We start from the raw sequence: 24678 nt of genomic DNA, 5'->3' as shown, positions 1-24678 counted from the left end.
ACTTTGAGGCGTGATGTCGTCAACTTTCATTGAACGATCTTTCGAGAAAATTCCGTCTTATGTGAACAAAGGTTTTGCGCCATTTCTGGTCGGAGCCCAGCCGAAGGCAGCAGGAGAACCACGATGACAACCGCCCAAGACGAAACCGCCTCCTTTGCCCTCAGCCGCCCGGTGCATGTCGGCCGAGCGCATCTGGTCGTCCGCGATCTCGACACGATGGCGGGCTTCTACGAGCGAGCGCTGGGGCTGAAGCGGCTTGAGACCAGCGCAAGCGGCGTCGAACTCGGCGCTGGCAACCGTGTCCTGCTGACACTCACGACAAACAATTCCGCGGCTCCCGCACCGCGGAACGCCGCCGGGCTTTTTCACAACGCCTTCCTGATGCCGGATCGCGCCGAGCTTGCCCATTGGCTGGCCCATGCGGCCCATCTCGGCCTGCAGTTCGACGGCGCAAGCGATCATCTGGTGAGCGAAGCCATCTATCTGTCCGACCCCGAAGGCAATGGCATCGAGGTGTATCGCGACCGCAAGCCTCAGGAATGGACCTACCATCCCGATGGCACGGTCGAAATGGACACCCGGCGTCTCGATCTCCAGGCCCTCTATGACAGCGCGGCAAAGACGCCTTGGGCTGGCATGTCGCCGGACGCAGCGCTTGGCCACATCCACCTTCAGGTCGGCAATGTGCCGGAAGCCGACCGCTTCTATGAAGGCGTGCTCGGCCTGAAGAAGATGGCGAGCTATCCGGGCGCAAGCTTCTACGCCTCCGGCAGCTACCATCATCACGTGGCCGCGAATGTCTGGAACAGCAGAAATGCTCCGGCGCGCACTGCGGCCATGACCGGACTGCAGGACTACGAACTCGCCTTCACCGATCAGGCGGCTCTTGATCGCGTGCTGGCCACGCTGGAGGGTCTGGAGATCAAGGTCGACCGGACTGTCCGGGGCTTCAGCCTCGCCGATCCCTGGGGCATCGGCCTGACGCTCGTCGCGCCGCAGGCCTGAGGCGAAGCCGAGATGCTGGACTCCCCGTTCCCCTGTGGAACGGAAATTGTTCCCGTACGTTGAAAGATGTCGCACGGGGATCAAGGCCATGTCAGCAGCGAAAGTCCAAACATCTGTGGCATCGGAGTTGCTCCGGTGAACATGCAAGTCAGCCACCGCCATAGCGCCTCCCGCAAGGTGCGCTTCAAGAAGACCGGTCTCGACTATGTCGTGTCATGGTCGGTGATCGGTCTTTTCGTGATTTTCGCGCTGATTGCGCTGCACCTGGCCTCCTTCATCCTGATCCCATTGACCATGGCGATCGTGGTCGGGCTTATCCTGGGTATCGCCGCGGATCGTCTCGGCAAGCTCGGCATGCCCCCGACGGTGACAGCCATTGTCCTTTCGAGCCTCTTCCTCGTCCTGCTTCTCCTGCTGATCAGCATCATCTGGACTCCGGTCAACATGCTGATTGAAAGCGGTCCCGACATGGTCAACCGGGCAATCAAATATCTCGAAGGCATTGCGTGGATGGAACGCCCGCTGGCAATCCTTTCGCGTGGCCCCGATTCCATGGAGGCGATGATGCAGAATTCCGGTACCATTCTCTCGACCATCGCGTCCGGTGTTACGCCGGCCCTGCTCCAGCTTTTCATCTTCATCGCCGGCTTGCTGCTTTTCCTGTCCTGCCGACTGGCATTGCGTCGGGAACTGATCCGCGCCTTTTCCGACCGCGCCCGTCGGCTGAAGGCTATCCGCCTGTTCAACGAGGTGGAGGAAGCGCTGGGCTACTATTTCGCCACGGCGGTCATCGTCTATGGCCTCTTCGGCGTTGTCGCGGCTCTGGTTGCCTGGATCGGCGGTCTTGGGACACCATTGCTCTGGGGTGTTGCGACATTTCTCCTGAGCTTCATCCCGTTTCTCGGTATTGCCATGGTGACCCTTTCGATGGCCATTGGCGGCCTGCTGGCCCATGAAAGCCTGCTGTTCGGGCTGATGCCCGCCTTCGTCTTTTTCATGCTCAACGGGCTGCTGGAAAACCTGCTGATCCCAGCCGTGATGGGCAAGCGGCTGCAGATGAATGCCTTCATGCTGTTCGGCGCCATTGTTTTCTGGACCTGGCTCTGGGGTGCCGTCGGCGCCATGCTCGCCGTGCCGCTGACACTGATCTGCCTGACGCTTTACGCGGGGATCATGCCGCAGACCCGGATACAGCCCAATCTGCCCGACTGAGCGGCTGTCATCCATCCGTCATCGCCTGGCCCTATGCACCGCCCAGATTGGAAGCGGTGAATTCATGACTCAGACTCGCCCACGCTTGCGGCTCGGCATCATTGCCGATCCCCAATACGCAGATCTCGAACCGGACCTGACGATGGACCGGCATTTTTGTCGCTCCCGCGACAAGCTCCACCAGGCAGTGGAGCACTTCAACGGCCAGCCTCTCGATGCAGTCGTGGTGCTGGGTGATCTGATTGATCGGGGATGGGAAAACTTCGCCGCTGCACTCGATATCCTCGGCACCCTCCACGCGCCGCGCATCCTGCTGCCGGGCAATCACGACTTCCTGGTCGAGCCAGACCGTTTGACGCAGGTCCACAAATTGCTCTCGATGCCGTCGCCCTATCACGAACTGGTTTTCGACGGCCTGCGCCTCCTCGTCACCGACGGCACCGAGATCTCGCTATTCTCCACGGCGCCGGAAGACCCAAGGCGGCAGGAAGCCGAGATGCGACTGCAGGCACTGAAAGCGAGCGGGGCGCAAAACGCTTATGAGTGGAACGCCGGCATTTCCGCCGCCCAGGCAGCCTGGATCACCGAGCGTCTGTCCGCAGCCGAATCCGCCGGTGAGCAGGTGATCCTTCTCGGTCATTATCCGATCTATCCTTCCTCCGATCACATGTTGTGGGGTGCAGAAGAACTGGCGACCTCAGTCGTCTCGTCGTCTTCAGCCATAGCCTATCTTTGCGGCCATCATCATGCGGGTGGACACGCCGAACGGGATGGTGTGCATTTCGTCAACTTCTGCGGCATGGTCGATACGGAGCATGACAATGCCTTCGCGGTCCTCACGCTGTTCGAGGATCGGATCGAGATCGCCGGACATGGTCGCGAACCCGATCGGTGGCTTGATCTATCGCCGCAAAAGCAGCGAACGGCCGGCTTCCCTGACAATTCGCTGACAGATGCCTGACGTGAATTCGTCATAGATATCCGAAAGTTGATTGGGGTAGGACTTATCACTCCTTTGTGACTTCAATCGTCTGTCTCAAGCCTGCAAACATGCATTGCCCGCAACTGATCGCCGGTGCGCCCGGCCGAACTCTGGAGAAAAGCTGATGAAGTTGAAAGTCGTTCTGTCCGCTGCGGCGGCGATCTGTCTTGGCGTGTCCGCAGCCATCGCTGCGGGCGAACCGCAGGTGGTCCGTCAGGAGGAGATGAAGAAGGTCGGTGGTGCCATGGGCACGCTCGGCGGCATTGCCAAGGGTGAAAAACCCTATGACGCGGAAGCCGTAAAGGCCGCACTCACCACGCTGGTTGAAGTCAGCAAGACCTTCCCGGATCACTTCCCTGCCGGCAGCGAAACAGGCATGGACAGCGAGGCCGCACCGGCGATCTGGCAGAACATGGACGACTTCAAGGCAAAGTCCGCCAAACTTACCGCCGCTGCCGAAGCGCAACTCGCAGCCCTTCCGGCCGACCAGGCTGGCGTCGGCGCAGCCATGCAGGCCATTGGCAGCACCTGTGGTGACTGTCACCAGACCTACCGCCTGAAGAATTAAGGCTTCCCGGCGGGCGCAGATCGGCTGATCCGCCGCGCCCGCCACTCCGTTTCCTCAAGTTGGAAACAGAATATCAACGGAGGCCGGAAATGGCATCGACTTGGGTCAAGGGGCTGGGTGGCCTCGTCGCGCTCGGAGCAGCCGGTTTCGGCGCCTTCCTGTTCATCACCGCACCGACCCGCCAGGACCCTTCGGTTTGGGCCAATCTCGGCGAACCCGATTTGACCCATGGCCGGGAAGTCTTCTTCGCCGGAGGCTGTGCCAGCTGCCATGCGCCGGCAGGTGCCACGGGCGATGCGCGTCTAGTCCTGTCCGGTGGAGCACCGCTCAAGAGCGATTTCGGTACGTTCCACGCTCCCAACATTTCATCCCATCCCGAAGCGGGTATCGGTGCCTGGACGCTGGCCGAGTTCGGCGATGCCATGACCCGCGGCGTCGGACGTGAGGGCGAACATCTTTACCCGTCCTTCCCCTATGGCTCCTATGCGCGGATGACGCCTAAAGACATCAACGATCTCTATGGCTTCATGAAGACCCTGCCGGCCAGCGACGCCGTGGCTCCGTCGCATGAGCTCGGTTTCCCCTTCAGTCAGCGGGTGCTGCTCGGCGGCTGGAAATTTCTGTTCGTCAACGACGCGCCGAGGGTCGAGCTCGCAGATGCCTCCGACATGGTCAAGCGCGGGCAGTATCTCGTCGAGGGTCCCGGTCACTGCGGCGAATGCCATACGCCTCGCAACGCCTTTGGCGGCTTCCTTGCCGGCCAGTGGCTTGCCGGCGGACCCAATCCGGAAGGCGAGGGGACAATCCCCAACATCACGCCGGGCTCCAAGAGCATGGGCTCCTGGAGCGAAGGCGACATCGTCACCTATCTCGCAACTGGTTTCACGCCAGATTACGACAGCGTCGGTGGCTCCATGGTCGAGGTGCAGAAGAACATGGCGGAACTGACAGCCGCCGATCGTGAGGCGATCGCCGCCTATCTCAAGGCCATCCCCGCCGTTCAGTAACACCGCACTGGCCTGTTCAGCATCGCGCAAGCCTTGCCTGTCATCTTCCCATCGTCGAAATGACTTCGGAGGGGACATGAGCATCGAACGCCGGCGAATGGAGAATGCGCTCCGGTCCTTGCTCGACAACTATCCCGATCCGGCCCTGCATCGCTGGGTGGACGAAACGGTCCGTGCTTTCGAAAAGCGCCTCTCTGCCATTGTCGATCCGCGGGAACGCGACCACGCCCAGCAGGCGGCACTCATTTTGATCAAGACGACCCTGCAGAAATGGTCGGAAAATCCGCCTGTCAGGCACTGACGCTTTCAGATTTCCATCCTATCGCCGGTGCTCGGCGGCGAAGATCGCGAGTTCTTCCTCGGCTTCGGGCCCGTAGAGATCAAGCGCCTTGAGCACTTCGATCGTAAAGGTATCCGGCGCGGAGCCGGCTGCGGTAACGATCTTTGTATCGCGAATGGCCTGGGGCTGGTCCACGTAATGGGCCTCCCCGCGATAGCCGGGATACTTCATGTGCGAGGCGAGCGAGTTTCCGGTATGCGCCACGCCATCCAGCACGCCTGTCGCAGCGAGAGCGCTCGCCGCCGCGCAGATCCCGCCAAGCACCTTGCCTCCGTCGCGAAACGCCGTCGCCAGCGCGGTGAAGTCGAACGCCACGCCTTTTTCCCAGGCATAGCCGCCGGGAATGATCAGTGCGTCGAACCGCTCCGCATCAATCGCGTCGAAGCCGATGTCGGGCGTCACCTTCAGGCCGCCCATGGATGTTACCGGTTTGCCATACGGGCTCGCCGTCACAACCTCGCAGTCCAGCCAATAGCGGGTGGCCGCCATCAGGAGGGCTGGCTCCCAGTCGGCATAGTCGTTCTGAAGCGCAATCGCGATACGGGTCATCCGATGTCTCCTCGTGCTTGAAGGCTGGGATCAGCTCAGCGTCTGCAGGTAGCGCATGCCGGTGACCGGTCGGGGAACGAAGTCCATGTTCTCGTAGAAGCGATGGGCGGCGAAATTGCCGGTGGCAGCCGAAACCGAGAGGAAGTCGCAGCCCGATGCACGCGCGATCTGTTTGGCGCGGTCGACGAGATGCTGGCCGATGCCGTTGCCGCGCTGGCCGTCACGGACGAAGAGGTGATGCAATTCCATGCCACGCTTGCCTTCTTGCGCCTTGTAGAGCGGCACCAGGATGGCGTAGCCGATCAGGCCGTCTTCACCACTGTCGGCAACAAGGGCCTGAATCCATGGCATGGGGCCGAAAAGATCCCGCTCCAGCGCTTCCGGCGTCATGGCCGAGGCGTCACCGAGATGCATCGAGAGAGCTGCAATCATCTCGTTGAGCTGCGGCAGGTCGCGCGGCTTGGCATGGCGGATCGCCACGATCGGCGGGCGGGGCAGGGTGAGATCTGTATCTTCGGTCATGTCACTTTCCCTTGGTCTCGTTTCGTGCCGTCAGGGGGAAAGTCGTCCGGAAAACAACAAGGCCGCCTGACGGCGGCCTGTTGACAATGTGATCTTGTCGGGCCGCCGGTTACCGGTAGGCCCAAAAATACGTGCAGGCGATGTTTGCGCGAATGTCGATCATGGCGGCTGTGATGCGCCAGATTGGATCGATTGTCAACGGCGATCTTTTCGGACAGCCGCTGATGGAGTAATGTCCATCACCGGCCGTGAGGTGATGGATGGCGAAGGCGACGTTGATCCGGAGGATGCGCAGCTTTGTGTGCGACGGTGTGTTCGTCGAGATACTGATATGGCATGTTCCGGTTGCCGTGCGGGGTAGCCTTCATGAGTTCAAATATAGCCTCGCCCTCGTTTCAGAAGGCGTATGTGTGCTGCGTTATGACAATGAGGCCGGGAAGGGCGATCACCGGCATGTCGGAGCCATTGAAGCTCCTTACGCGTTCATTGGCATCGACCAGTTGACCGCGGATTTTCTTGCAGACGTGAAAGGATGGCTGGATGACAACGCTCAAGGTTAAGATCGAAAGTCTGGAGCAGACGATGGAGGCGCTCGCCGATGCCATGAAGGCTGCTACCGGTCAGGCGGCTCCCCGCGGCGAGTTCAGCCTGAGTTTCCCCTCTTGGGAAGCGATGCATGGGATTTTGACCCCCAAGAGGCTTGAGATCGTTAAGTTGATGACAGGACAGGGGCCGTTGACCATGCGGGAGGTTGCGCGGCGTGCCGGTCGCGACTTCAAGGCGGTTCATGCCGATCTTGACACCCTCTTGAAGAGCGGTGTTATCGATAGGGTAGATGACGGCGTGGTTTTTCCCTACGACAGGATACACTTCGAGTTCGAAATCGAGTCGGCGGCCTAAGCGCCGGCTCACCGCTCGACCTTAACCCCCGTCTTCGTCGTCAGCCGCTTCTCGAACCCCACCTTGGTCAGCAGCAGATCCTTGTCTGCGTAATGGACCACATCGTCAGGCGATCGCGTGCCCACCACCAGATAGGTCGCCGGCTCGTCCGAGCGGTTCTCCAGCCGATGGCCGACCGCGACACCCGCCTTGAAGGTGGCTGCAGCGCCAGGCCGCATCTCGGTCAGGGCATCACCCTCGTTCAGCATCACCCTTCCCGAGAGCACATATACGAACTCGTCCTCCTGCTCATGCCAGTGTTTGTGCGAGGAAAAGGAGCCCGGCGGCAGCGTTTCGAGAAAGGCGCCGAATTGCGTCAGTCCACCGGCATCGGACAGCAGCCGAGCGGAATAGGGTCCGAGTTCGTCATTCAATCCTTCGCCCTTGCCCTCTTCGAGTGGCGCATCTTGCGGACGGATGACAGGCATGGTGCGCTCCTCAATGCTCGTGTTCGCAAAGACCGTGATCGGAGAGCGCCCGGATCACATAACAATCGCCCACCGTATGACAATCGGCATGCGAGACGATGCGGGCGAGTTCCGCCTCCAGCTTTTTCAGCCGTACGATCTTCTCGCGCACCTCCTCCAGCTGTTCCCGGGCAATCTGGTCGGCCCTCTCACAGGGTTCTTCCGGGTGGCGGCTGAGCGTCAGGAGCTCCCGGATCGCCTCGATCGGAAAGCCGAGATCCCGCGCATGGCGGATGAAGGTCAGCCGCTCGAGATCGGTCTTCTCGTAGCGGCGCTGGTTGCCCTCGGTGCGGTCAGGTGCCGAGATCAGCCCCATCTGCTCGTAGTAGCGGATGGTCGGCACCTTCACCCCGGCGCGCCGCGACAGATCTCCGATCGAAAACATGGAAAAAAAACCTCTTGAACCTCTAGTTACTAGAGATCCTAAGGTCGATGCGTGACCACATCAAGACCTGAAGGAAATGAGAAATGAGTGCAGCCTGCGGCCATGACCATGCCCCTTTCGACGGCATGTCCGAAACCTACAAACGCCGGCTCTGGATGGTGATTGCCATCAATGCCGCCATGTTCGCCGTCGAGATGACCGCCGGACAGATGGCCCGTTCCCAGGCGCTGCAGGCCGATGCCCTGGATTTCTTCGCCGATGCCGTGACCTATGGCATTTCGCTCGCCGTGATCGGAGCATCGCTCAAAACCCGCAGCTTGGCGGCCGCTGCCAAGGGGGGAAGCCTCTTCCTGATGGGGCTCTGGGTTTTTGGCTCTACCATTTGGCGGGTCTTTCAGGGTGGGGTACCCGAGGCGCCTGTTATGGGGTCCGTTGGCTTCCTCGCGCTCGCCGCCAATATCGCCAGCGTTCTGCTTCTGATGTCCTACAAGGATGGCGATGCCAATGTCCGCTCGGTCTGGCTCTGCTCGCGTAATGATGCGATCGGCAATGTCATCGTCATGATCGCGGCACTGGGCGTCTGGGGGACGGCCACCGCCTGGCCCGACCTGATCGTCGCCGGCATCATGGCGGGCCTTTTTCTGAATTCTTCCTTCCAGATCCTCAGCCAGAGTTACAGCGAGTGGAGGGCGGGCGAGGCGATCACCTTGTCATCGTCCTGCTGTGGGGCGGAAAAGGCTTCCTGCGAAGCGGGGCATGACCATGGTCACGCTCAGCACGGACACGGTGCTGATCACGCGCATCGACACTCCTGAAGGATTCCAGATGCAAGAAGGCCGGCCAGGCTTCATGCCGGCCGGCCTTCTTGACCGCATCGTCGGATCAGAATTCCTGATAGGGCGAAGGAGGGATTTCGTATTCGCGATAGGCCGCTTCCACCATCTGAACCCGCGAATCCGCAGGCTGGCGATCCCGGTTCTGGCTGTTGCCGATATCAACGATCGCCTTGCGCGAGCCTTCGACGGTCCACAGAGCCGAGGCCAGCTGGTTGGAGAGAAGCGTGCTCGAAAACGTGCTGGCACCGCTGGCGCGGGGCGTATTGGTGTTTGCCGTTTCGGGTGCAGCATCCTCCGTGCCGACCGTGTTCGGCACGTGCCGGCTTTGATACGAGTAGCTGCTCAGGCCGCTTTCAATCCTCATGGCGGACACCCCGGTTGAAGAATTAACCTTTTGTTAACCATTCAACCTTGCGCGAAGCTTGCGTGCTGCGGCGCATTATGACGATTGGGCCTTGCGAAACGAAACGTCTGAAAGTAGGCGCGACGAATCGCGAATTTTAGCGAAGACAATTTCAGGCATTGCCGAAGCAATGCCCAAAACACACCCATCAATGCTTGCGGAATGTGACTGGGGTCACCGCCTCACATCTTACCCGCCACCTTGATCGCATAGGCATATTCGAACGCGATCTCTTCCAGCCGCTGGAAACGTCCCGACTTGCCGCCATGGCCGGCGGCCATGTTGGTTTTGAGCAGGAAGGGACCGGCCTCCGGCGCGGTGGCGCGTAGCCGCGCGATCCACTTGGTCGGCTCCCAATAGGTCACGCGCGGATCGGTCAGGCCCGAAAGCGCGATGATCGGCGGGTAAGGCTTTTTCTCGACATTGTCGTAGGGGCTATAGGCAGCGATCCAGCGATATTCCTCTTCCGACTCGATCGGATTGCCCCATTCGGGCCATTCCGGCGGGGTGAGCGGCAGGGTGTCGTCGAGCATGGTGTTCAGCACATCGACAAAGGGCACGGCGGCGATGATGCCGGCGAATTTTTCCGGCGCCATGTTGGCGACCGCCCCCATCAGCATGCCGCCAGCAGACCCGCCTTCGGCGATGATCCGGTCGTAAGCGGTGAAGCCTTGCTTCACCAGGTGGTCGGCGGCCGAGATGAAGTCCTTGAAGGTGTTGACCTTCTTTTCCATCTTGCCGTCTTCATACCAGGAGAAGCCCTTGTCCTTGCCGCCGCGGATATGGGCAATCGCATAGACGAAGCCGCGATCGGCGAGCGACAGGCAATTGGTGTTGAAGCCGGCGGGAATGGTGATGCCATAGGCGCCGTAGCCATAGAGCAGGCAGGGCGCCGAACCGTCGAGCTTCGTATCCTTGCGATAGAGCAGGGTGACCGGCACCTTCTCGCCGTCATGCGCCTCGGCAAACACCCGGCGGGTAACGTAGTCCCCGGGGTTGTGGCCCGACGGCACTTCCTGGGTCTTCAGAAGCGTACGCTCGCGCGTCGCCATGTTGTAGTCGAACAACTGCGAGGGCGTCGTCATCGACGAATAGGAGAAGCGGATGACATCGGTGTCGTATTCCGCAGCCCCCTGCAGCCCCAGCGAATAGGCTTCCTCGGCAAAGGCGATCGAATGCTCTTCGCCCGACTTGCGGTCACGGATCATGATCACCGGCAGGCCCTCGCGACGCTCCAGCCAGACGAGATGGCGAGCGAAGGCCATGTGGTTGAGGATCAGCCGGCCCGGCTCGTGCGGCACCACCTCTTTCCAGTTCTCCTTACCAGGAGCCGTCACCGGTGCCTCGACAATCTTGAAGTCTTTCGCGCCGTCCGCATTGGTCAGGATGTAGAAGACGTCGCCGCCCTCCGTCATCGAATACTCGACCCCTTCCTCGCGTTCGGCGACGAGCACAGGCTCCGCCATCAGGTCCTTGGTCGAGAGCAGGCGATATTCCGAGGTCTCGTGGTCGTGGATGTCGATGAAGATGAAATCGTCGAGCAGCGAGCCGCCGACGCCCATGAAGAAGCCGGGGTCCTTCTCCTCGTAGACGAGCCGGTCGGAGGCCTGCGGCTGGCCGACGATATGGTGGAAGACCTTGGACGGACGGTGGTTCTCGTCCTGCAGCGTATAGAAGAAGCTCTTGCCGTCGGGCGCCCAGACCCCGCCACCGGCGGTATTTTCCAGGATGTCATCGAGATCCTGCTTGGTGGCGAGATCGCGGATCCGCAGCGTGTAGTATTCCGAGCCCTTGTCGTCGTAACCCCAGATGCCGAAGGCGTGGTCAGTCGTGTGGTCGATGCCGGACAGGCGGAAATAGTCCTTGCCCGTTGCCTCCTTGTCGCCGTCGAGCAGCAGGTCGCGGATCGCCTCGTCCTTCGGATTGCCGTCGCGCGGAATGCGGAAATAGCGCGGCTGCTCGCCGCCGGTAACGAAGGCAGACCCGTAAGCAAACGGACCGTCCTTCATCGGGATCGACGAATCGTCTTCCTTGATACGGCCCTTCATCTCGGCAAAGAGCTGGCCCTGCAGTTCTTTCGTGTCGGCCATCGCCGCTTCCATATAGGCGTTTTCTGCCTCCAGATAGGAGCGGATTTCCGGATCGAGGATGGAGGTATCCTTGAACATCGCCTGCCAGTTGTCGGCGCGCAGCCAGGCATAATCATCCGTGCGGGTGATCCCGTGGCGGGTATCCGTGACGCGCTTCTTGGCGGCAGCGGGCGGGGAGGGCAGGTTCTTGAAGACGGACAAGGGATTTCCTTCCGGGAAATGGAACAGCGGTCTGACCGAGAGATAGAGACAGGGTGCTGCGCGATCAAGCGCCGCCGGCCGGAGATCAGCCGTCGGTACCAGCGGTCGACTTTGCCCAGTCCATGTAAAGCTCCAGCGCCTTGCGCGTTACCGGACCTTCCTGGAACTGCGCGTCATCGAGCCGCGTCACCGGGACCACCTTGGAATAATTGCCGGTCTGGAAGATCTCGTCGGCATTCATGAAGTCTTCGACTGATAGCGTCGCCTCGCGCACCTCGAAGCCCGCCTCGCGCAGCAGCCCCATGACGCGGGCCCGCGTGATCCCGGCAAGGAAGGTGCGGTTGGCAGCCGGTGTGTAGACGATCCCGTCCTTGACCATGAAGACGTTGGAGGAGGCGGTCTCCACCACATTGCCGTTCATGTCGCGCACCAGGGCATTGTCGAAGCCGCGCTTGCGCGCATCGATGATCATGCGGCCGGAGTTCGGGTAAAGGCTACCGGTTTTGGCATCCGTCATCGCACATTCCGGCGTCGGGCGGCGGAAGGGAGAGAGCGTCAGCGACGAGGGCTTGGCGGTGTGCATCGGCGCCTCGAACAGGCAAAGCGCAAACCGGGTCGATTCCGGATCGGCCGCGACGACCGAGCCCATCTGGCCATGTTCGGCCCAATACATCGGCTTGATGTAGATCGCCGTCTTGCCGTCGAACTTGGCGATTCCCTCCCAGGCGAGGCGTTCGATTTCTTCGGCCGCGATGACCGCCTTCATGCCCATGTTCTCGGCCGAGCGATTGACGCGCTGGCAATGCAGGTCGAGATCCGGCGCTATGCCGTCGAACCAGCGGGCGCCGTCAAACACCGTCGAGCCCAGCCACATCGCATGCGACACCGGTCCGATTAGCGGCGGATTGCCGGAAAACCACTCGCCGTCGACATAGGTGAAGGTGGGGGTGCGGGCGGATGTATCGACAGCCATGGCGGGTCTCCTGTTCTCGTTGCACCGCAGGAAAGTCGCCGACGAGGGCAAGGTCAAGGCGAAACACGCGCCCGAAACACAAATCTGCTCCCGATAGCCGACGTGTCGCCAGGATTGTCTGATTTCGCCGTGATTCCAGAAGCTTGACTGATGGATCGATCAGCGTCGCTGATGGGCCGCGATGCGGGGCGACGGCAATGGTGACGTGGTTAAAGGTCCCGTAACCGATTCCTGAAATATTGAGCGAAGATGAAGTCACGGCCTTCGGGTCTTTCGTTCTGCGTTTTCTTGGGGGTCTTCATGAACGGGCTGCGTATTGCTGCTGTTATTGCCGCATCGTCGGCGCTTTGGTCTTCGCCAGCGCTTGCCGACGGCTTCTTTTCCGGCAACTGGTACATCACACTGGGCGGCTCGGGGATTTCGGCACCCACCTTCGAAGGGTCCAAGGACCGCAAGCTGTTCTTCCAGCCGATCATCTCCGTTGGTCGTGGGGGCGCGCCGCGCTTCTCCTCCCGCAATGACAATCCGTCCGTCGCGATCTACGACACCGACGTGCTCCGCGCCGGCGTCGTCGGCAAGTTCGTGCGTCCACGGGATGCCGGGACGGATGATGCGCTGCGCGGTCTGTCCGAGGTGAAGTGGGGGGCAGAGCTCGGCGGCTTCGCCGATGTCTATGTCACCGACTGGATGCGCGCCCGAGGTGAAGTCCGTCAGGGCATCCGCGCCCATGACGGCCTCGTTGCCGATGTCGCGGTCGATGCCTTTGCCGACATCGCCCCTGACCTCAGGGTCTCGGCCGGTCCCCGGATGACCTTTGCCACCAGCGGCTATACCACGACCTATTACGGCGTCGACGCAGCCGAATCCGCCGCATCGGGCCTCAGCCAGTATAGTCCGGACGGCGGCGTCACCTCCTATGGTGCAGGCGGTGCGATCACCTGGAACGCCACCGAAAAGATCACCATGAGCGCCTTCACCGAATACAAGCGGCTGGCGGGTCCCGCAGCCGATTCAAGCCTGGTCCGCCAGAAAGGCAGCGAAAACCAGCTGCTGGTCGGTGTCTCCGCGAGCTACAGGTTCGGCGTCAGCTTCGACTGACGAAAAGGCCGCAGCCGATTTTAACGGGCGAACGACGGCGGGCGGTTTTCTTGCAACCGCCCATGCTCTATCAGTTTGCCCATGAGCACCACCGAGCCGAACATCGATCGCGTCATTGACGCGCCCTCCGACAACTTCGTCTATCGCATCCTGCCGCGATGGCTTTGGCCCCATGCCCAGCTTGCCCGCTGGGACCGGCCCATCGGTTGGCAACTCTTGATGTGGCCTTGCTTCTGGTCTTCGGCGCTCGGGGCCAATGCGCTGGCCGCAGAAGACCGTCTGAGCGTTGGCCTGTTCGTCTTCCACCTCGTGCTTTTCTTCATCGGCTCGGTCGCTATGCGCGGCGCCGGCTGCACCTACAATGATCTCGTCGACCACGACATCGACAATCAGGTCGCCCGAACCCGCTCGCGACCCCTGCCGTCAGGTCGCATCAGCCGCCGCGACGCCAAGATCTTCATGGTCATCCAGTCGCTGGTCGGGCTTGCTGTCCTTCTCTGCTTCAACACCTTCTCGATCGTGCTCGGCATCCTCTCGCTCGCGGTTGTCGCGATCTATCCCTTTGCCAAACGCTTCACCGACTGGCCGCAATTCTTCCTGGGCCTCGCATTTTCCTGGGGCGGCCTGATGGGCTGGGCAGGACTGCATGGCAATCTTTCGCTCGCAGCGGTCCTGCTCTACATCGGCGCTGTCGCATGGACGATCGGCTATGACACGATCTATGCCCATCAGGACCGCGAGGACGATGCTCTTGTCGGCGTCCGCTCTACCGCCCGCCTTTTCGGTCAGGACACCAAGATCTGGCTGACGGGACTGTACGGACTGACGCTCGTCCTCCTGCTGTCGGCCTTCCTTGCAGGCGGTGCCGCCTTCCCGGCCGTGATCGGTCTGTTGATGGCAGCCGGCCTCTTCGCCTGGCAGATAAAGGTTCTCGATATCGATGACGGCGCCCAATGCCTGAAGTTGTTCAAGTCGAACAATCGTGTCGGCCTGATCATCTTCCTGGGCCTGGTCGCTGCTATTCCCTTCGCCTGAACTTCGCTTAGGTCAACCTAAACCGGGCGCCGATTTCGTTTCATTTCGAGACGTTGCCGGCCGATATCCCCCAAAAACAAAAGGCCCGGAAGTCGACTTCCGGGCCTTCTGCATGTTCAGTCCTGGGACGAAATCAGTTGCGTGCGATGATTTCCTTTCCGGAAATCTTCATGGTTACACCGAGCTTGCCTGTCGTGCGGCGCACGAGGAAACGGGGGCGACGCTCGGCGAAATAGGAGTGGCGGCGACGCGGCTGCGTCTCGCGGGTACGGACCTCGCCGAGATGCTCCTCGAGCGGGCGGGCAACGCCGTCGGCTTCGACCATCAGCATCGGAATGCGGAAGGCATCGGCCCAGCCGCGCCAGTCGGCGGCGATGTCGCAAAGATCATGTGCGACGAGCAGCGGAATGCACAGATCCGGATCTTCGTGATGCAGTTCAAGCGTAACGGTAACCTCGCCGTCGCCATGATCGATGGCACGGGCGGCAACACCCTTGAAGGCGCGGGTCGGAAGCGCGAAGGAAAGCGGCAGGCCGCTGCCGGGAAGGATCTTGCGCAGAACGGCGCCGCGCTCGTCAATCGTGATTGTGACGTCGCCCAGAGCGCCGCGCAAAGCATACGTAACCTGCTGGGGGAACCGCGAGGGATCCAGACGCAGAGTGGCGCCGGCCCAGGCTGGCTTCAAAACCGTGTTCGTCATCTTCATGCTACCCTTGTTTTACCCGAGAGCGCGTCATGTGCTCGTCTGTTTGGGACTTTTCGTCCTCTGTGAGGGCAACATAGGCAGCGGCCTGTTGGAGACAGCTTAAAAGATGCGGTAAAGAAAACCTTGCGCGGTCAAATGGTTAGTTTTGTCGTACCGGTCACGGTTTCGAAAAAGTGAAAACCGTGATGCTTCTGTTCCGGCCTGATACGTGAAGCGCTTCAAGAGGGGCCCTGAGCAGTCCGGGGCTGCGTTTAGACCTTCGGCTTCTTCACGATTTCATAAAGCTTAAGGCAAGGATTGTGCATCATAGTGTGATTCGCGCGCGATCCGTTTTTCAGGAATTTCTCATGGTCTCGACCTATTTGAGCTACAATCTTGTCAATCGTGACATCAAGGCCAGCCTCAATCGCGCGGCCTCGGATCCCATCGTCACGCGCCAGACGGCCTATTTCAAAGAGAACATCGGCAAGGTCAAAACGGTCGACGAGTTTCTCAACAACTACCAGCTCTATTCATACGCCATGAAGGCGCATGGTCTGGAAGAGTTCACCTATGCGAAGGCCTTCATGAAGAAGGTGCTGGAGAGCGATCTTTCGGACGAAAAGAGCTTTGCCAACCGGTTGAGTGACGAGCGCTATCGCAAATTCGCCGCCTCGTTCCAGTTTACGGCCGGGAAGGCCGACCTGCAAACCGATGCGCAGCAGGACAAACTGCTGAAACAATATGCAACCTCGCTCGCGGGAAAGAACGAATCCCTTCAGACGGAAGCGTTCTACTACGAGGCGGTCATCGACAAGGTGACCAATGTCAATGATCTGGTGAACAACAGCCGCCTGATGAGTTTCCTGTCCGACGCCTACGGCATCGATGGCAACCGTTACACCAAGGATCATCTCACGAAGGTCTTGACCAGCGACACCGCGGATCCGAACAGCTATGTCAATCAACTTGTGGCCAATGGCTCTGCCGGTGCCGCGAGTTTCCTGAAGCTTGCTCAAGCCTTCGACTTCAATGCAGATGGGACGCTGTCCGGTGCCACCGCCCAGACGGCCGCGCAGAAGGAGGCGACGGTCTCGCTGTATGTCGAGGAAGAGCAGACCTACGCCACCGATTTTTATCGCCAGCGCGAGCGCGCCTATTACGAGTCCAAGATCGGGTCGATCACCAGCGTCGACCAGCTGACCAGTGACGAGCGGCTGTTCAAATATGTGAAGACCGCTTACCAGCTGGGCTTCATGGCCGCGAGCACCTTCAAGCAGATCGTCACCAGCGATACCTCCGATCCGTCCAGCTATGCTGCCACAAATGGTGGCAACGCATGGGTAGCGCTTGCTGGCCAGTTCAACTTCGCCAGTGACGGCTCCGTTAAGTCCGGCATGACCGCGCAGGGATCCACCCAGCTCGCCTCCACGAATTCCGGCTTTGCGACCTACTATGACGATGCGGACCAGGAGCAGAAGACCAATCTGATCAATCTCTTCAAGACGCGGATGAACGAGGTCAAGAAAGTCGATGACCTCCTGTCCGACGTCACGACGCGGCTCGTGCTCCAGCGTACTTTTGGCTTTGAGGCAAACGAATTCTCGGACCGTGACTTGAAGCGCGCTCTGACCAGCGATTTCACCGATCCCAACAGCTTTGCAAACAAGTCGAAGGACAGCCGTCTGATCGAAATGTCGAAGCTCTTCAACTTCGACAGCAAAGGCAATGCCGCCGTGCCGCTTGCCCCGCACAACACGCTGACGGCGACGATGATCGCCAAGCAGTTCGTCATCAACGAGGTTCGCTTCCTTGGTGCCAACGAGAAGAAGGCCGCCCAGGAAGCCGCCACCAAGAAGGCGGAGGTCTATCAGCAGCGCATCCAGTCGATCACCACGGTCAAGGAACTCCTGGCCGACCGCAAGGTTCTCGACGTCGTCATCAGCGCCTATGGCCTTGATCCGAAGACCGTGAATGACGATTTCCTCAAGAAGGCCTTCGCATCGGATCTCTCCGACCGCAAGAGCTTCGTCAATCAGCAGGCCGACAGTCGTTGGGCCGAGCTTGTCGCTTCCTTCAATTTCGATGCCAAGGGAAACCTGACCCGCCAGACTATGGGCACGATCCAGCAGCGCGGCGAAACCATTGAAACCGTCAACAAATACCTCCGCCAGACGCTCGAAGAGTCAGAAGGCGCGAGCAACCAGGCCGTCCGCCTGGCGCTCTACTTCCAGCGCACGGCACCCACCATCACCGATGCCTTCGGCATGATCGCCGACGATGCTCTGATGGCCGTCTTCCGAACGACCTTCGGCTTCACTGACGATTTCTCCAAGATGAATGTCGACCAGCAGGCGCGCATCATTAAGGAAAAACTCAATCTTGCCGATTTGCGCGATCCAAAGAAATTGGAGCGCCTCCTGCAGCGTTACACCGCCATGTACGACACACAGAACAGTGTTGCCAGTTCCCCGGCGTCCACCATTCTGAGCGGTGGTCGCGGCGGCATCTCCGCCGACCTGCTGTTCAGCCTCTCGCAGCTCAAGGCCTGATCGAGAGGACGTCGACCAACCCGCCGGCATCTTGTCGGCGGGTTTGTTTTTGGCTATCGATATATCCATCGGGATATATCGAAGGGGAGAGAAACATGGACCGCACCTTGAGAAATGCCACCCTTGCTCTTGCCGCACTCGTGGCGCTCACAGTCGGTGGTTCGTTTTCCTCCGCCGCCCGTGCCGAAGAGCCGGTGACCGTTTTCGCCGCCGCCAGCCTGAAGGAGAGCGCCGAGAAGATTGCCGCCGCCTGGAAGGCCGCAGGCGGCGCGGACGTCACCTTCTCCTTTGCCGGCAGTTCGGCGCTTGCCAAACAGATCGAGGAGGGCGCCCCGGCCGATGTCTTCATCTCGGCGGATCTCAAGTGGATGGATCATCTGGACAAGGCCGGCAAGGTGAAGACGGACACCCGCGTCAATCTGCTCGGCAACCGGATTGTGCTGGTCGCTCCGAAGGACTCGGCCGTTACGACGGCCATCGCGCCAAACTTCCCGCTGGCAACCCTGCTTGGCGATGAGCGCCTCGCCATGGCGAATGTCGATGCGGTCCCGGCCGGCACATATGGCAAGGCGGCGCTGACAAACCTCGGCGTCTGGGAAAGCGTCAAGGACAAGGTCGCACAGGCGGAAAATGTCCGCGCCGCCCTGCTGCTCGTCTCCCGTGGCGAGGCACCGCTCGGCATTGTCTACGAGACCGATGCCAGGGTTGATCCCTCGGTCAAGGTCGTCGATACGTTTCCGGAGGCGAGCCATCCCGCCATCGTCTATCCCGTCGCCCTGACCACGGACGGCAAGAACCCGCGCGCGGCGGAATTCCTGGCTTACTTGCAGGGTGCCGATGCCCATGCCATCTTCACCGCCGCCGGCTTTACCGTGCTGGCCAAGACCAACTGAACCTGCCCCAATTTGCATCCGGGATGCCCGTTTTGACCCTGACGGCCGAAGAATGGACCGCGATGCTCTTGAGCCTGAAGGTCGCGGCTGTAGCCGTGGCCTTCTCGCTGCCGTTGGGACTGCTGGTCGCCTGGCTGCTCTCGCGCAAGGAATTCTGGGGCAAGTCGCTTCTGAACGGCCTTGTCCACCTGCCGCTGATCCTGCCGCCTGTCGTCACCGGCTACCTGCTTTTGATCACCTTCGGCAGGCGGGGCACGGTCGGCGCTTTCCTGGACGAGACCTTCGGCCTTGTCTTCTCCTTCCGCTGGACGGGTGCCGCGCTTGCCGCAGCCGTCATGGGCTTTCCACTGCTCGTCCGCTCCATCCGCCTGTCGCTCGATGCCGTGGATCGAAAGCTGGAGGCGGCCGCGGCCACACTCGGCGCCCCACCGCCTTACGTCTTCTTCACCGTCACCCTGCCGCTCATCCTGCCCGGCATTGCCGCCGGCGCGATCCTCGCCTTCGCCAAGTCGATGGGCGAGTTCGGCGCGACGATTACCTTCGTCTCCAACATCCCGGGCGAAACCCAGACGCTCGCCTCGGCGATCTACACCTATACCCAGGTGCCCGGCGGAGATGTCGCCGCCATGCGCCTGACGCTGATTTCCATCGTCCTCTCGCTCGGCGCCCTGATCGCTTCCGAATTCCTGTCGCGCCGTATCGCGGCTCGCATGGGAGCTGCCTGATGCTGGAACTCGCCATCCGCCATCGTCAGGGTGACTTCACGCTTCAAGCCGATCTCACGCTCGGCGAGGGGCTGACCGCCCTCTTCGGCGCCTCGGGCTCCGGCAAGACGACGCTGATCAACGCGGTTGCCGGTCTGATCCGGCCTGAGGAAGGGCGCATTGCCTTCAACGGCGAGACCTGGAGTGACGCCTCGACCTTCCTGCCGCCGCATCGCCGCCGCATCGGTTACGTCTTTCAGGAGGGCCGCCTCTTCCCGCACCTGACTGTGCTGCAAAACCTCCGCTACGGCGAACGCCTGCTGCCGAGAGCCGAGCGCCGCGAAGATCTGACGCGCATCTCCTCGCTGCTGGGCATCACCGATCTGCTCGCCCGCCGGCCCTCCCATCTCTCCGGCGGCGAAAAGCAGCGCGTCGCGCTCGGCCGTGCCCTGATGGCAAGCCCGAAGCTGCTTTTGATGGACGAACCGCTTTCGGCCCTCGACGCTGCGCTGAAGGCGCAGATCCTGCCCTATATCGAGCGTATCCGCGACGAGTTCGGCGTGCCGATCCTCTATGTCAGCCATTCCGTCGAGGAGGTCGCGCGCCTCGCCAATGCGGTGGTCACCTTCGACCATGGGAAAGCCCGCGCCGTCGGTCGTCCCGACGAAGCCCTGGCGACCGTAGCCCGTGCATCCGGCGACCTGCCGGCCGGCAATTTCATCGAGGCAGAGATCACCGCCCACCACGAAGACGACGGCCTGACGGAAGCCCTGTCGCAAGCCGGCCCGATCCTGCTGCGACAAACCCATTTGCCAACAGGCACCCGCGTCCGCGTTTTCGTGCCCGTCTCCGATATCGTCATCGCGACGGAGGCAGGAGCCGGCCTCTCGGCGCTCAATCGCCTCTCCGGTCAAGTCGTCGAGATCGGGGAGGGCACGGGCGCCAGCGCGACCGTCACCGTCGACTGCCAGGGCCAGACGCTTGTCGCCGAAGTCACCCGACGATCGCTGCGCCAGTTGGCGCTTTCCCCCGGCAAACCGGTGCACCTGCTCTTCAAGACGGTGTCGATCGCTTCGGAAGGTCTGTTTCGCCAGGCCAAAGGCTGAGCCGTCAGCCTTCGTCGTCGGCCTTCCGCCCTTCGGCCACAAAATCCGCAGCCTGCATGCTCTGAAGCCAGTCGAGATCCGTCGAGAGAGCCTTGCGGCTCTCCGCATCCATCCGCCGGCACGCCTCGAGCAGCGTCTCGCCGAACGGCGTCAGACCCGCGCCACCGCCGCTTTTCCCCCCGTGACGGGTGAAGATCGACGGCTCCTTGAACATCCGGTTGATCTCGTCGGCCAAAAGCCAGGCCCGTCTGTAGGACATGCCCATCGCGGCGCCCGCTGCCCGGATCGATCCATGTTCCTCGATCAGTGCCAGCAGTTGCGCCTTGCCCGGACCCAGCCGCGCACCGTTGGAAAGATCGATCCGGAGCGAGAGGCGAGGGGCGTCGGTCATCGGATCAGCCGATCACCTTGCCGGGGTTCATGATCCCGGCGGGGTCGAAGGCCTGCTTGATCCGCCGCATCAGCTCGGTCTCGATCGCCGGACGGCTCGCGGCCAGTTCGTCGCGCTTCAGCTGGCCGACGCCATGCTCGGCCGATATCGAACCCGTGTGCCGGTGTACGACCGCATGCACGACGGCATTGACCTCGCGCCAGCGGGCGATGAACGCCGCCTTATCGGCACCCACAGGCTGGCTGATGTTGTAGTGGATATTGCCGTCGCCGAGATGGCCGAAGGCGCAGATCCGTGCATCCGGCATCAGCGCATGCACGGCAGCGTCTGCCTCCGAAAGGAAGGCCGGGATGCGCGAGACCGGCACCGAGACGTCATGCTTGATCGATCCGCCCTCAGGCTTCTGCGCTTCGGACATGCTCTCGCGCAGATGCCAGAAGGCATCCTGCTGGGCGAGCGAGGCAGCGATTGCCGCATCCGAAACGAGCCCGGCCTCGAAGGCCTCCGCCAGCAGCTCCTGCATCATCGTATCAGCCGTCTCGGCCGAATCCGAGGTCGAGATATCGACCAGCGCATACCAGGGATGCACCGACGCCAGCGGATCACGCACGCCCGGGATATGCTTGGTCGTGAATTCGATGCCGATCCGCGGCATCAGCTCGAAGCCTGTGAGCGCCGAGCCGCAGCGTTGCGAGGCCTTTTCGAACAGCTGAAGCGCGGCTGCCGGCGAGGAGAGCCCGACATAGGCGACCTGCTTTCCGCGCGGACGCGGAACCATCTTCAAAACCGCCCCGGTAATCACGCCAAGCGTTCCCTCCGCGCCGATGAAAAGGTCGCGCAGATCATAGCCGCTATTGTCCTTCTTGAGACGCCGCAGCCCGTCCCAGATCTCTCCGGTCGGCAGCACCACTTCGAGCCCAAGGCAGAGCTGACGCATATTGCCATAGGCGAGCACGGCCGTGCCGCCGGCATTGGTGGCGAGATTGCCGCCGATCCGGCAGGAGCCTTCCGAGCCGAGCGACAGCGGAAAGAGCCGGTCATGTGCCTCCGCCGCCTTCTGCACATCGGCGAGGATGGCCCCGCCATCGGCAACGATCACGTCGGCGACGGGATCGACCTCCCGGATTTTGTTCATGCGTTCGAGCGAGAGCAGCACGTCCTGGCTTTCCTCACGCGGCACCTGGCCGCCGACAAGCCCGGTGCGACCGCTGACCGGCACGATTGCCGTACCGGTCTCCGAGGCGAGCTTCAGGATGGCAGAGACCTCCGCCGTCGAACCCGGCTTCAACACCAGCGGCGAGGCGCCGTGATAGAGGCCGCGGTTCTCCGTCAGATAGGGTTTGATATCAGCGGTCGAGGTCAGCGCATTGGCCTCGCCGACGATATCGACGAAGGCGCGCAGACGGTCCGCAAGGCTCATGGTCACATTCATCACTGTCATTCCTTCGTGCCACGGGGTGCTGCTGCCCGCATCAGCCGGTCATTGATCGCCTCACCCAGGCCCTCGTCCGGGATCCGCGCCACGGCAATGCCCGCAGCCCCGCTTGCATCCGCGCGCTTCAGGTAGTCGAACAGATTGCTGGCCGCTTCAGTGAGGTCCGACTTGGGGCTCAGATTGAAAACGGCATGCGCGGCCGCCGCGCCCGATATGTCGTCGGGACCAAAGGCGATCAAGGCTTCCCGAGTGGACACCTCTGTCGCATTCAGCCGCACGGCAGCATTCGGCGCATAATGCGAAGCGAGCATGCCCGGCGCTTCGATCGCTGCTGTACCCGACACCTTGGGACGAATGACCGGCTTGCCAGTGACGGATTCGATCGCCTCGACGGCGACGCCGCCGGGTCGCAACAACCGGATCTCGCCGTCTTCCACCTTCACGATCGTCGATTCCACGCCGACAGGGCAGGGGCCGCCATCGACGATCACCTCGATCCTCTGGCCGAGATCGGCCTCCACATGCTCTGCCGTCGTCGGGCTGATCCGCCCTGAGGAATTGGCGCTTGGAGCCGCAAGCGGTCTGCCGAGACTGCGGATAAGCTCCGCTGTGAAGCCGACGGGAACGCGTATTCCGACGGTATCAAGTCCCGCGGTCGCAAGCGGATGAATGCCGGAATTTTCCTTGAGCGGCAGAACGAGAGTGAGAGGCCCCGGCCAGAAGGCCTCGGCCAGTTGCCGTGAGATCGGGTCGAACACGGCATAGCCTTCGGCCATGGCGAGATCCGCCATATGGCAGATCAGCGGGTTGAAACGCGGACGGCCCTTGGTCTCGTAAATCGAGGTAATAGCAGCCGGATGGGTCGCGTCGGCTGCGAGCCCGTAGACGGTCTCGGTCGGGATCGCCACCGGAAGGTGGCGCAGCAGCACCTCGGTTGCCGCCGCAATGGCCTCCGTTTTGTCCGTGTCGTGAGCGATCGGGATGATCCGCGCCATTTTCGAGAGCCTTCCAGTCTGCCGTCGATCGTCCTTATCGCGTGCGGAGGAAGGCGGCAAACCTCTTTTTTCAGCGCAGCCAGGGGCAGTTTCCACCCTAATTTTTACAGGGGGAGGCGAAATCGTTCGAATTTTATCTACCGACGTAACTGAAAGAAAGAACTGTTCGGCTATCGTCGGGAACAAGAGACGGAAAGCCTCATTCGGGGAAATGGACAGATGCAGCAAGTGAAGAATCCGGCCGCCAGCATTGCGCTTCGCGTCGCGACCGCCATGCATCAGATGGGCATTGACGGCCTGCCGCGCAATTACGAGCTGGTCTACGAGGCCTATTCCGGCAGCAATCCCGAACTGGTGCGGGAATTCATTGCACTTGGCAAGGCAAAGACCCAGGAAGCGCTCGACGAACTTGGCCGCAAATATCTGCCCCATCACCACGAAGACGGTCTGCTGAGCCGCCAGAACGGACAGGTCCGTGCCGAGATGAGCAACTTCATCTCGCTCCTCAACGAGGAGAAGATTTCCCTCACCGATTACGGCCGCGTCATTGGCCATGCCTCCAAGACAATCCTGACGGAAGCCGATCTTGAGGGCACACCGCTCGGTCAGTCGATCAAGATGCTGAAGGCAGCGACTGAGAAGCGCGCTCACCAGAACAGCAATGTCGTGCGCGCGGTTGTCGACAAGACCGCAGCCCTGGCCGATCTCCAGCGGGAGGCCGAGGAAGCCGAAGCTGCGAAATTCGTCGACCCGGTCACCCGCCTTGCATCCCGCCGTGCCTTCAACAAGGCCGTGGCCAAGATCTATGCCAACCCGGAAATGCCGGTGCTTTGCGGTGTCGCGATCGGCGAGATTGACGACTACGCCCGCATCCAGGAACAGATGGGCCCGGCGGTTGCCGAGCGTTTCCTGATGCAGGTCGCCAAGGTGCTCGAGGCCGTCTCGGGTGGCGGCGATCTCGCCTGCCGCTTCGATGCCGGTCGCTTCGGCCTGCTTCTCTACACCTCCGACCAGGAAGAGGTGAGCCGCGTGGTCGAACTCGTTCGCGCAAAGCTCAAGGCCACCAATTTCGTCGGTTCTTCGACTGGCGCACGGGTTGGGCAGTTGGGGATGTCCTTCGGCATCTGCTTCTCCGAGCAGGCCCCGAACGCCTTCGACTTCACCAATTTCGCCGAGAAGGCGCTCGCCACCTCGAAGGCAGCCGGTGGCGACACCGTCACGATCTATGGCGCCAACGATTACGTCTCGAAGGATTGGCTCCTCTACAAGAAGAAGCCGGTCGGTGGCTTCGGCGCCTGAGCGCCG

The 24678-nt window shown here is 61.4% G+C and carries 27 protein-coding genes; 16 read left to right on the top strand and 11 right to left on the bottom strand.

Annotation, left to right across the window (positions count from 1 at the left end; all coding sequences use genetic code 11):
• Window positions 1–123: 123 nt before the first annotated feature.
• From H6M51_RS09010 to H6M51_RS08985, 6 genes are all read left to right on the top strand, one after another.
• Window positions 124–1005 carry a VOC family protein gene (locus H6M51_RS09010; protein ID WP_185809546.1) on the top strand — a complete coding sequence of 294 codons (882 nt, stop codon included), beginning with the start codon at window positions 124–126 and terminating at the stop codon, window positions 1003–1005.
• A 141-nt stretch (window positions 1006–1146) separates the two neighbouring features.
• Window positions 1147–2217 (top strand): AI-2E family transporter, encoded by a 1071-nt coding sequence (locus H6M51_RS09005; RefSeq protein ID WP_210314781.1) that lies wholly within the window; start codon window positions 1147–1149, stop codon window positions 2215–2217.
• A gap of 64 nt (window positions 2218–2281) precedes the next feature.
• Window positions 2282–3178 carry a metallophosphoesterase gene (locus H6M51_RS09000; RefSeq protein WP_185809544.1) on the top strand — a complete coding sequence of 299 codons (897 nt, stop codon included), beginning with the start codon at window positions 2282–2284 and terminating at the stop codon, window positions 3176–3178.
• Between the two features lie 145 nt (window positions 3179–3323).
• A complete protein-coding gene (locus H6M51_RS08995; RefSeq protein ID WP_185809543.1) occupies window positions 3324–3767 on the top strand; it encodes a cytochrome c in 444 nt (147 codons plus the stop codon).
• An 89-nt stretch (window positions 3768–3856) separates the two neighbouring features.
• Complete coding sequence (locus tag H6M51_RS08990; protein ID WP_185809542.1) at window positions 3857–4774, top strand: cytochrome c; 918 nt, start codon at window positions 3857–3859, stop codon at window positions 4772–4774.
• Window positions 4775–4850: 76 nt separating this feature from the next.
• A complete protein-coding gene (locus H6M51_RS08985) occupies window positions 4851–5075 on the top strand; it encodes a hypothetical protein (RefSeq protein WP_113460664.1) in 225 nt (74 codons plus the stop codon).
• 18 nt (window positions 5076–5093) lie between these two features.
• Here the strand turns inward: H6M51_RS08985 and H6M51_RS08980 are convergent, their stop codons facing one another.
• Both H6M51_RS08980 and H6M51_RS08975 read right to left on the bottom strand, forming a co-directional pair.
• Window positions 5094–5663: a DJ-1/PfpI family protein gene (locus tag H6M51_RS08980; protein WP_185809541.1), complete on the bottom strand. Its 570-nt coding sequence runs from the start codon at window positions 5661–5663 to the stop codon at window positions 5094–5096.
• Between the two features lie 30 nt (window positions 5664–5693).
• Window positions 5694–6185, bottom strand: coding sequence for a GNAT family N-acetyltransferase (locus tag H6M51_RS08975; protein WP_185809540.1), 492 nt, complete (start codon window positions 6183–6185; stop codon window positions 5694–5696).
• A gap of 260 nt (window positions 6186–6445) precedes the next feature.
• On the opposite strand from H6M51_RS08975, the gene H6M51_RS08970 reads away from it, so the two are divergent.
• Together H6M51_RS08970 and H6M51_RS08965 are read left to right on the top strand one after the other, a co-directional pair.
• Complete coding sequence (locus H6M51_RS08970; protein WP_185809539.1) at window positions 6446–6745, top strand: DUF6516 family protein; 300 nt, start codon at window positions 6446–6448, stop codon at window positions 6743–6745.
• A complete protein-coding gene (locus H6M51_RS08965) occupies window positions 6726–7085 on the top strand; it encodes a transcriptional regulator (RefSeq protein ID WP_185809538.1) in 360 nt (119 codons plus the stop codon). Before H6M51_RS08970 ends, H6M51_RS08965 begins: the two co-directional genes overlap by 20 nt.
• 8 nt (window positions 7086–7093) lie before the next feature.
• Here H6M51_RS08965 and H6M51_RS08960 read toward each other — a convergent pair whose 3' ends face one another.
• Together H6M51_RS08960 and H6M51_RS08955 are read right to left on the bottom strand one after the other, a co-directional pair.
• Window positions 7094–7552: a cupin domain-containing protein gene (locus H6M51_RS08960; protein WP_185809537.1), complete on the bottom strand. Its 459-nt coding sequence runs from the start codon at window positions 7550–7552 to the stop codon at window positions 7094–7096.
• A 10-nt stretch (window positions 7553–7562) separates the two neighbouring features.
• Complete coding sequence (locus H6M51_RS08955; RefSeq protein ID WP_185809536.1) at window positions 7563–7976, bottom strand: helix-turn-helix domain-containing protein; 414 nt, start codon at window positions 7974–7976, stop codon at window positions 7563–7565.
• Window positions 7977–8059: 83 nt separating this feature from the next.
• On the opposite strand from H6M51_RS08955, the gene H6M51_RS08950 reads away from it, so the two are divergent.
• Window positions 8060–8791, top strand: coding sequence for a cation transporter (locus tag H6M51_RS08950; protein ID WP_185809535.1), 732 nt, complete (start codon window positions 8060–8062; stop codon window positions 8789–8791).
• A 67-nt stretch (window positions 8792–8858) separates the two neighbouring features.
• Here H6M51_RS08950 and H6M51_RS08945 read toward each other — a convergent pair whose 3' ends face one another.
• From H6M51_RS08945 to H6M51_RS08935, 3 genes are all read right to left on the bottom strand, one after another.
• Window positions 8859–9176 carry a hypothetical protein gene (locus H6M51_RS08945; RefSeq protein WP_185809534.1) on the bottom strand — a complete coding sequence of 106 codons (318 nt, stop codon included), beginning with the start codon at window positions 9174–9176 and terminating at the stop codon, window positions 8859–8861.
• Window positions 9177–9397: 221 nt separating this feature from the next.
• Entirely contained in the window at window positions 9398–11506 is a 2109-nt protein-coding gene (locus tag H6M51_RS08940; RefSeq protein ID WP_185809533.1) for a S9 family peptidase, read from the bottom strand.
• Between the two features lie 85 nt (window positions 11507–11591).
• Window positions 11592–12479, bottom strand: a complete 888-nt coding sequence (locus H6M51_RS08935; RefSeq protein ID WP_185809532.1) for a branched-chain amino acid aminotransferase — start codon at window positions 12477–12479, stop codon at window positions 11592–11594.
• A 300-nt stretch (window positions 12480–12779) separates the two neighbouring features.
• Between H6M51_RS08935 and H6M51_RS08930 the strand changes: the two genes are divergently transcribed.
• Window positions 12780–13577 carry a MipA/OmpV family protein gene (locus tag H6M51_RS08930; protein WP_185809531.1) on the top strand — a complete coding sequence of 266 codons (798 nt, stop codon included), beginning with the start codon at window positions 12780–12782 and terminating at the stop codon, window positions 13575–13577.
• A gap of 81 nt (window positions 13578–13658) precedes the next feature.
• Window positions 13659–14612, top strand: a complete 954-nt coding sequence (gene ubiA / locus H6M51_RS08925) for a 4-hydroxybenzoate octaprenyltransferase (protein ID WP_185809530.1) — start codon at window positions 13659–13661, stop codon at window positions 14610–14612.
• 133 nt (window positions 14613–14745) lie between these two features.
• On the opposite strand, the gene H6M51_RS08920 is transcribed toward ubiA, so the two are convergent.
• Entirely contained in the window at window positions 14746–15312 is a 567-nt protein-coding gene (locus H6M51_RS08920; protein WP_185809658.1) for a DUF6101 family protein, read from the bottom strand.
• Between the two features lie 353 nt (window positions 15313–15665).
• Here H6M51_RS08920 and H6M51_RS08915 point away from each other — a divergent pair, with 353 nt between their 5' ends.
• From H6M51_RS08915 to modC, 4 genes are all read left to right on the top strand, one after another.
• Window positions 15666–17849, top strand: coding sequence for a DUF1217 domain-containing protein (locus H6M51_RS08915; RefSeq protein ID WP_185809529.1), 2184 nt, complete (start codon window positions 15666–15668; stop codon window positions 17847–17849).
• Window positions 17850–17944: 95 nt separating this feature from the next.
• A complete protein-coding gene (gene modA / locus H6M51_RS08910) occupies window positions 17945–18742 on the top strand; it encodes a molybdate ABC transporter substrate-binding protein (protein ID WP_185809528.1) in 798 nt (265 codons plus the stop codon).
• 23 nt (window positions 18743–18765) lie between these two features.
• Window positions 18766–19467, top strand: a complete 702-nt coding sequence (gene modB, locus H6M51_RS08905) for a molybdate ABC transporter permease subunit (protein ID WP_185809527.1) — start codon at window positions 18766–18768, stop codon at window positions 19465–19467.
• Complete coding sequence (modC, locus tag H6M51_RS08900) at window positions 19467–20552, top strand: molybdenum ABC transporter ATP-binding protein (protein WP_185809526.1); 1086 nt, start codon at window positions 19467–19469, stop codon at window positions 20550–20552. Before modB ends, modC begins: the two co-directional genes overlap by 1 nt.
• A gap of 4 nt (window positions 20553–20556) precedes the next feature.
• On the opposite strand, the gene H6M51_RS08895 is transcribed toward modC, so the two are convergent.
• From H6M51_RS08895 to H6M51_RS08885, 3 genes are read right to left on the bottom strand one after another with little or no spacing between them, the layout of a single operon-like run.
• A complete protein-coding gene (locus tag H6M51_RS08895) occupies window positions 20557–20943 on the bottom strand; it encodes a winged helix-turn-helix domain-containing protein (protein ID WP_185809525.1) in 387 nt (128 codons plus the stop codon).
• A gap of 4 nt (window positions 20944–20947) precedes the next feature.
• Complete coding sequence (locus H6M51_RS08890; RefSeq protein ID WP_185809524.1) at window positions 20948–22384, bottom strand: FAD-binding oxidoreductase; 1437 nt, start codon at window positions 22382–22384, stop codon at window positions 20948–20950.
• Window positions 22381–23373, bottom strand: coding sequence for an L-threonylcarbamoyladenylate synthase (locus H6M51_RS08885; protein ID WP_185809523.1), 993 nt, complete (start codon window positions 23371–23373; stop codon window positions 22381–22383). The genes H6M51_RS08890 and H6M51_RS08885 overlap by 4 nt, the downstream gene beginning before the upstream one ends.
• Window positions 23374–23592: 219 nt before the next feature.
• Here H6M51_RS08885 and H6M51_RS08880 point away from each other — a divergent pair, with 219 nt between their 5' ends.
• Window positions 23593–24672: a GGDEF domain-containing protein gene (locus H6M51_RS08880; RefSeq protein WP_185809522.1), complete on the top strand. Its 1080-nt coding sequence runs from the start codon at window positions 23593–23595 to the stop codon at window positions 24670–24672.
• Window positions 24673–24678: the final 6 nt, after the last annotated feature.

The sequence above is a fragment of the Rhizobium sp. AQ_MP genome, assembly GCF_014237835.1.
In the GTDB taxonomy this organism is placed as follows: Bacteria; Pseudomonadota; Alphaproteobacteria; order Rhizobiales; family Rhizobiaceae; genus Allorhizobium.
Note: the sequence above shows the minus strand (reverse complement) of the source record. Positions and strands in the feature narration are given on the sequence as shown.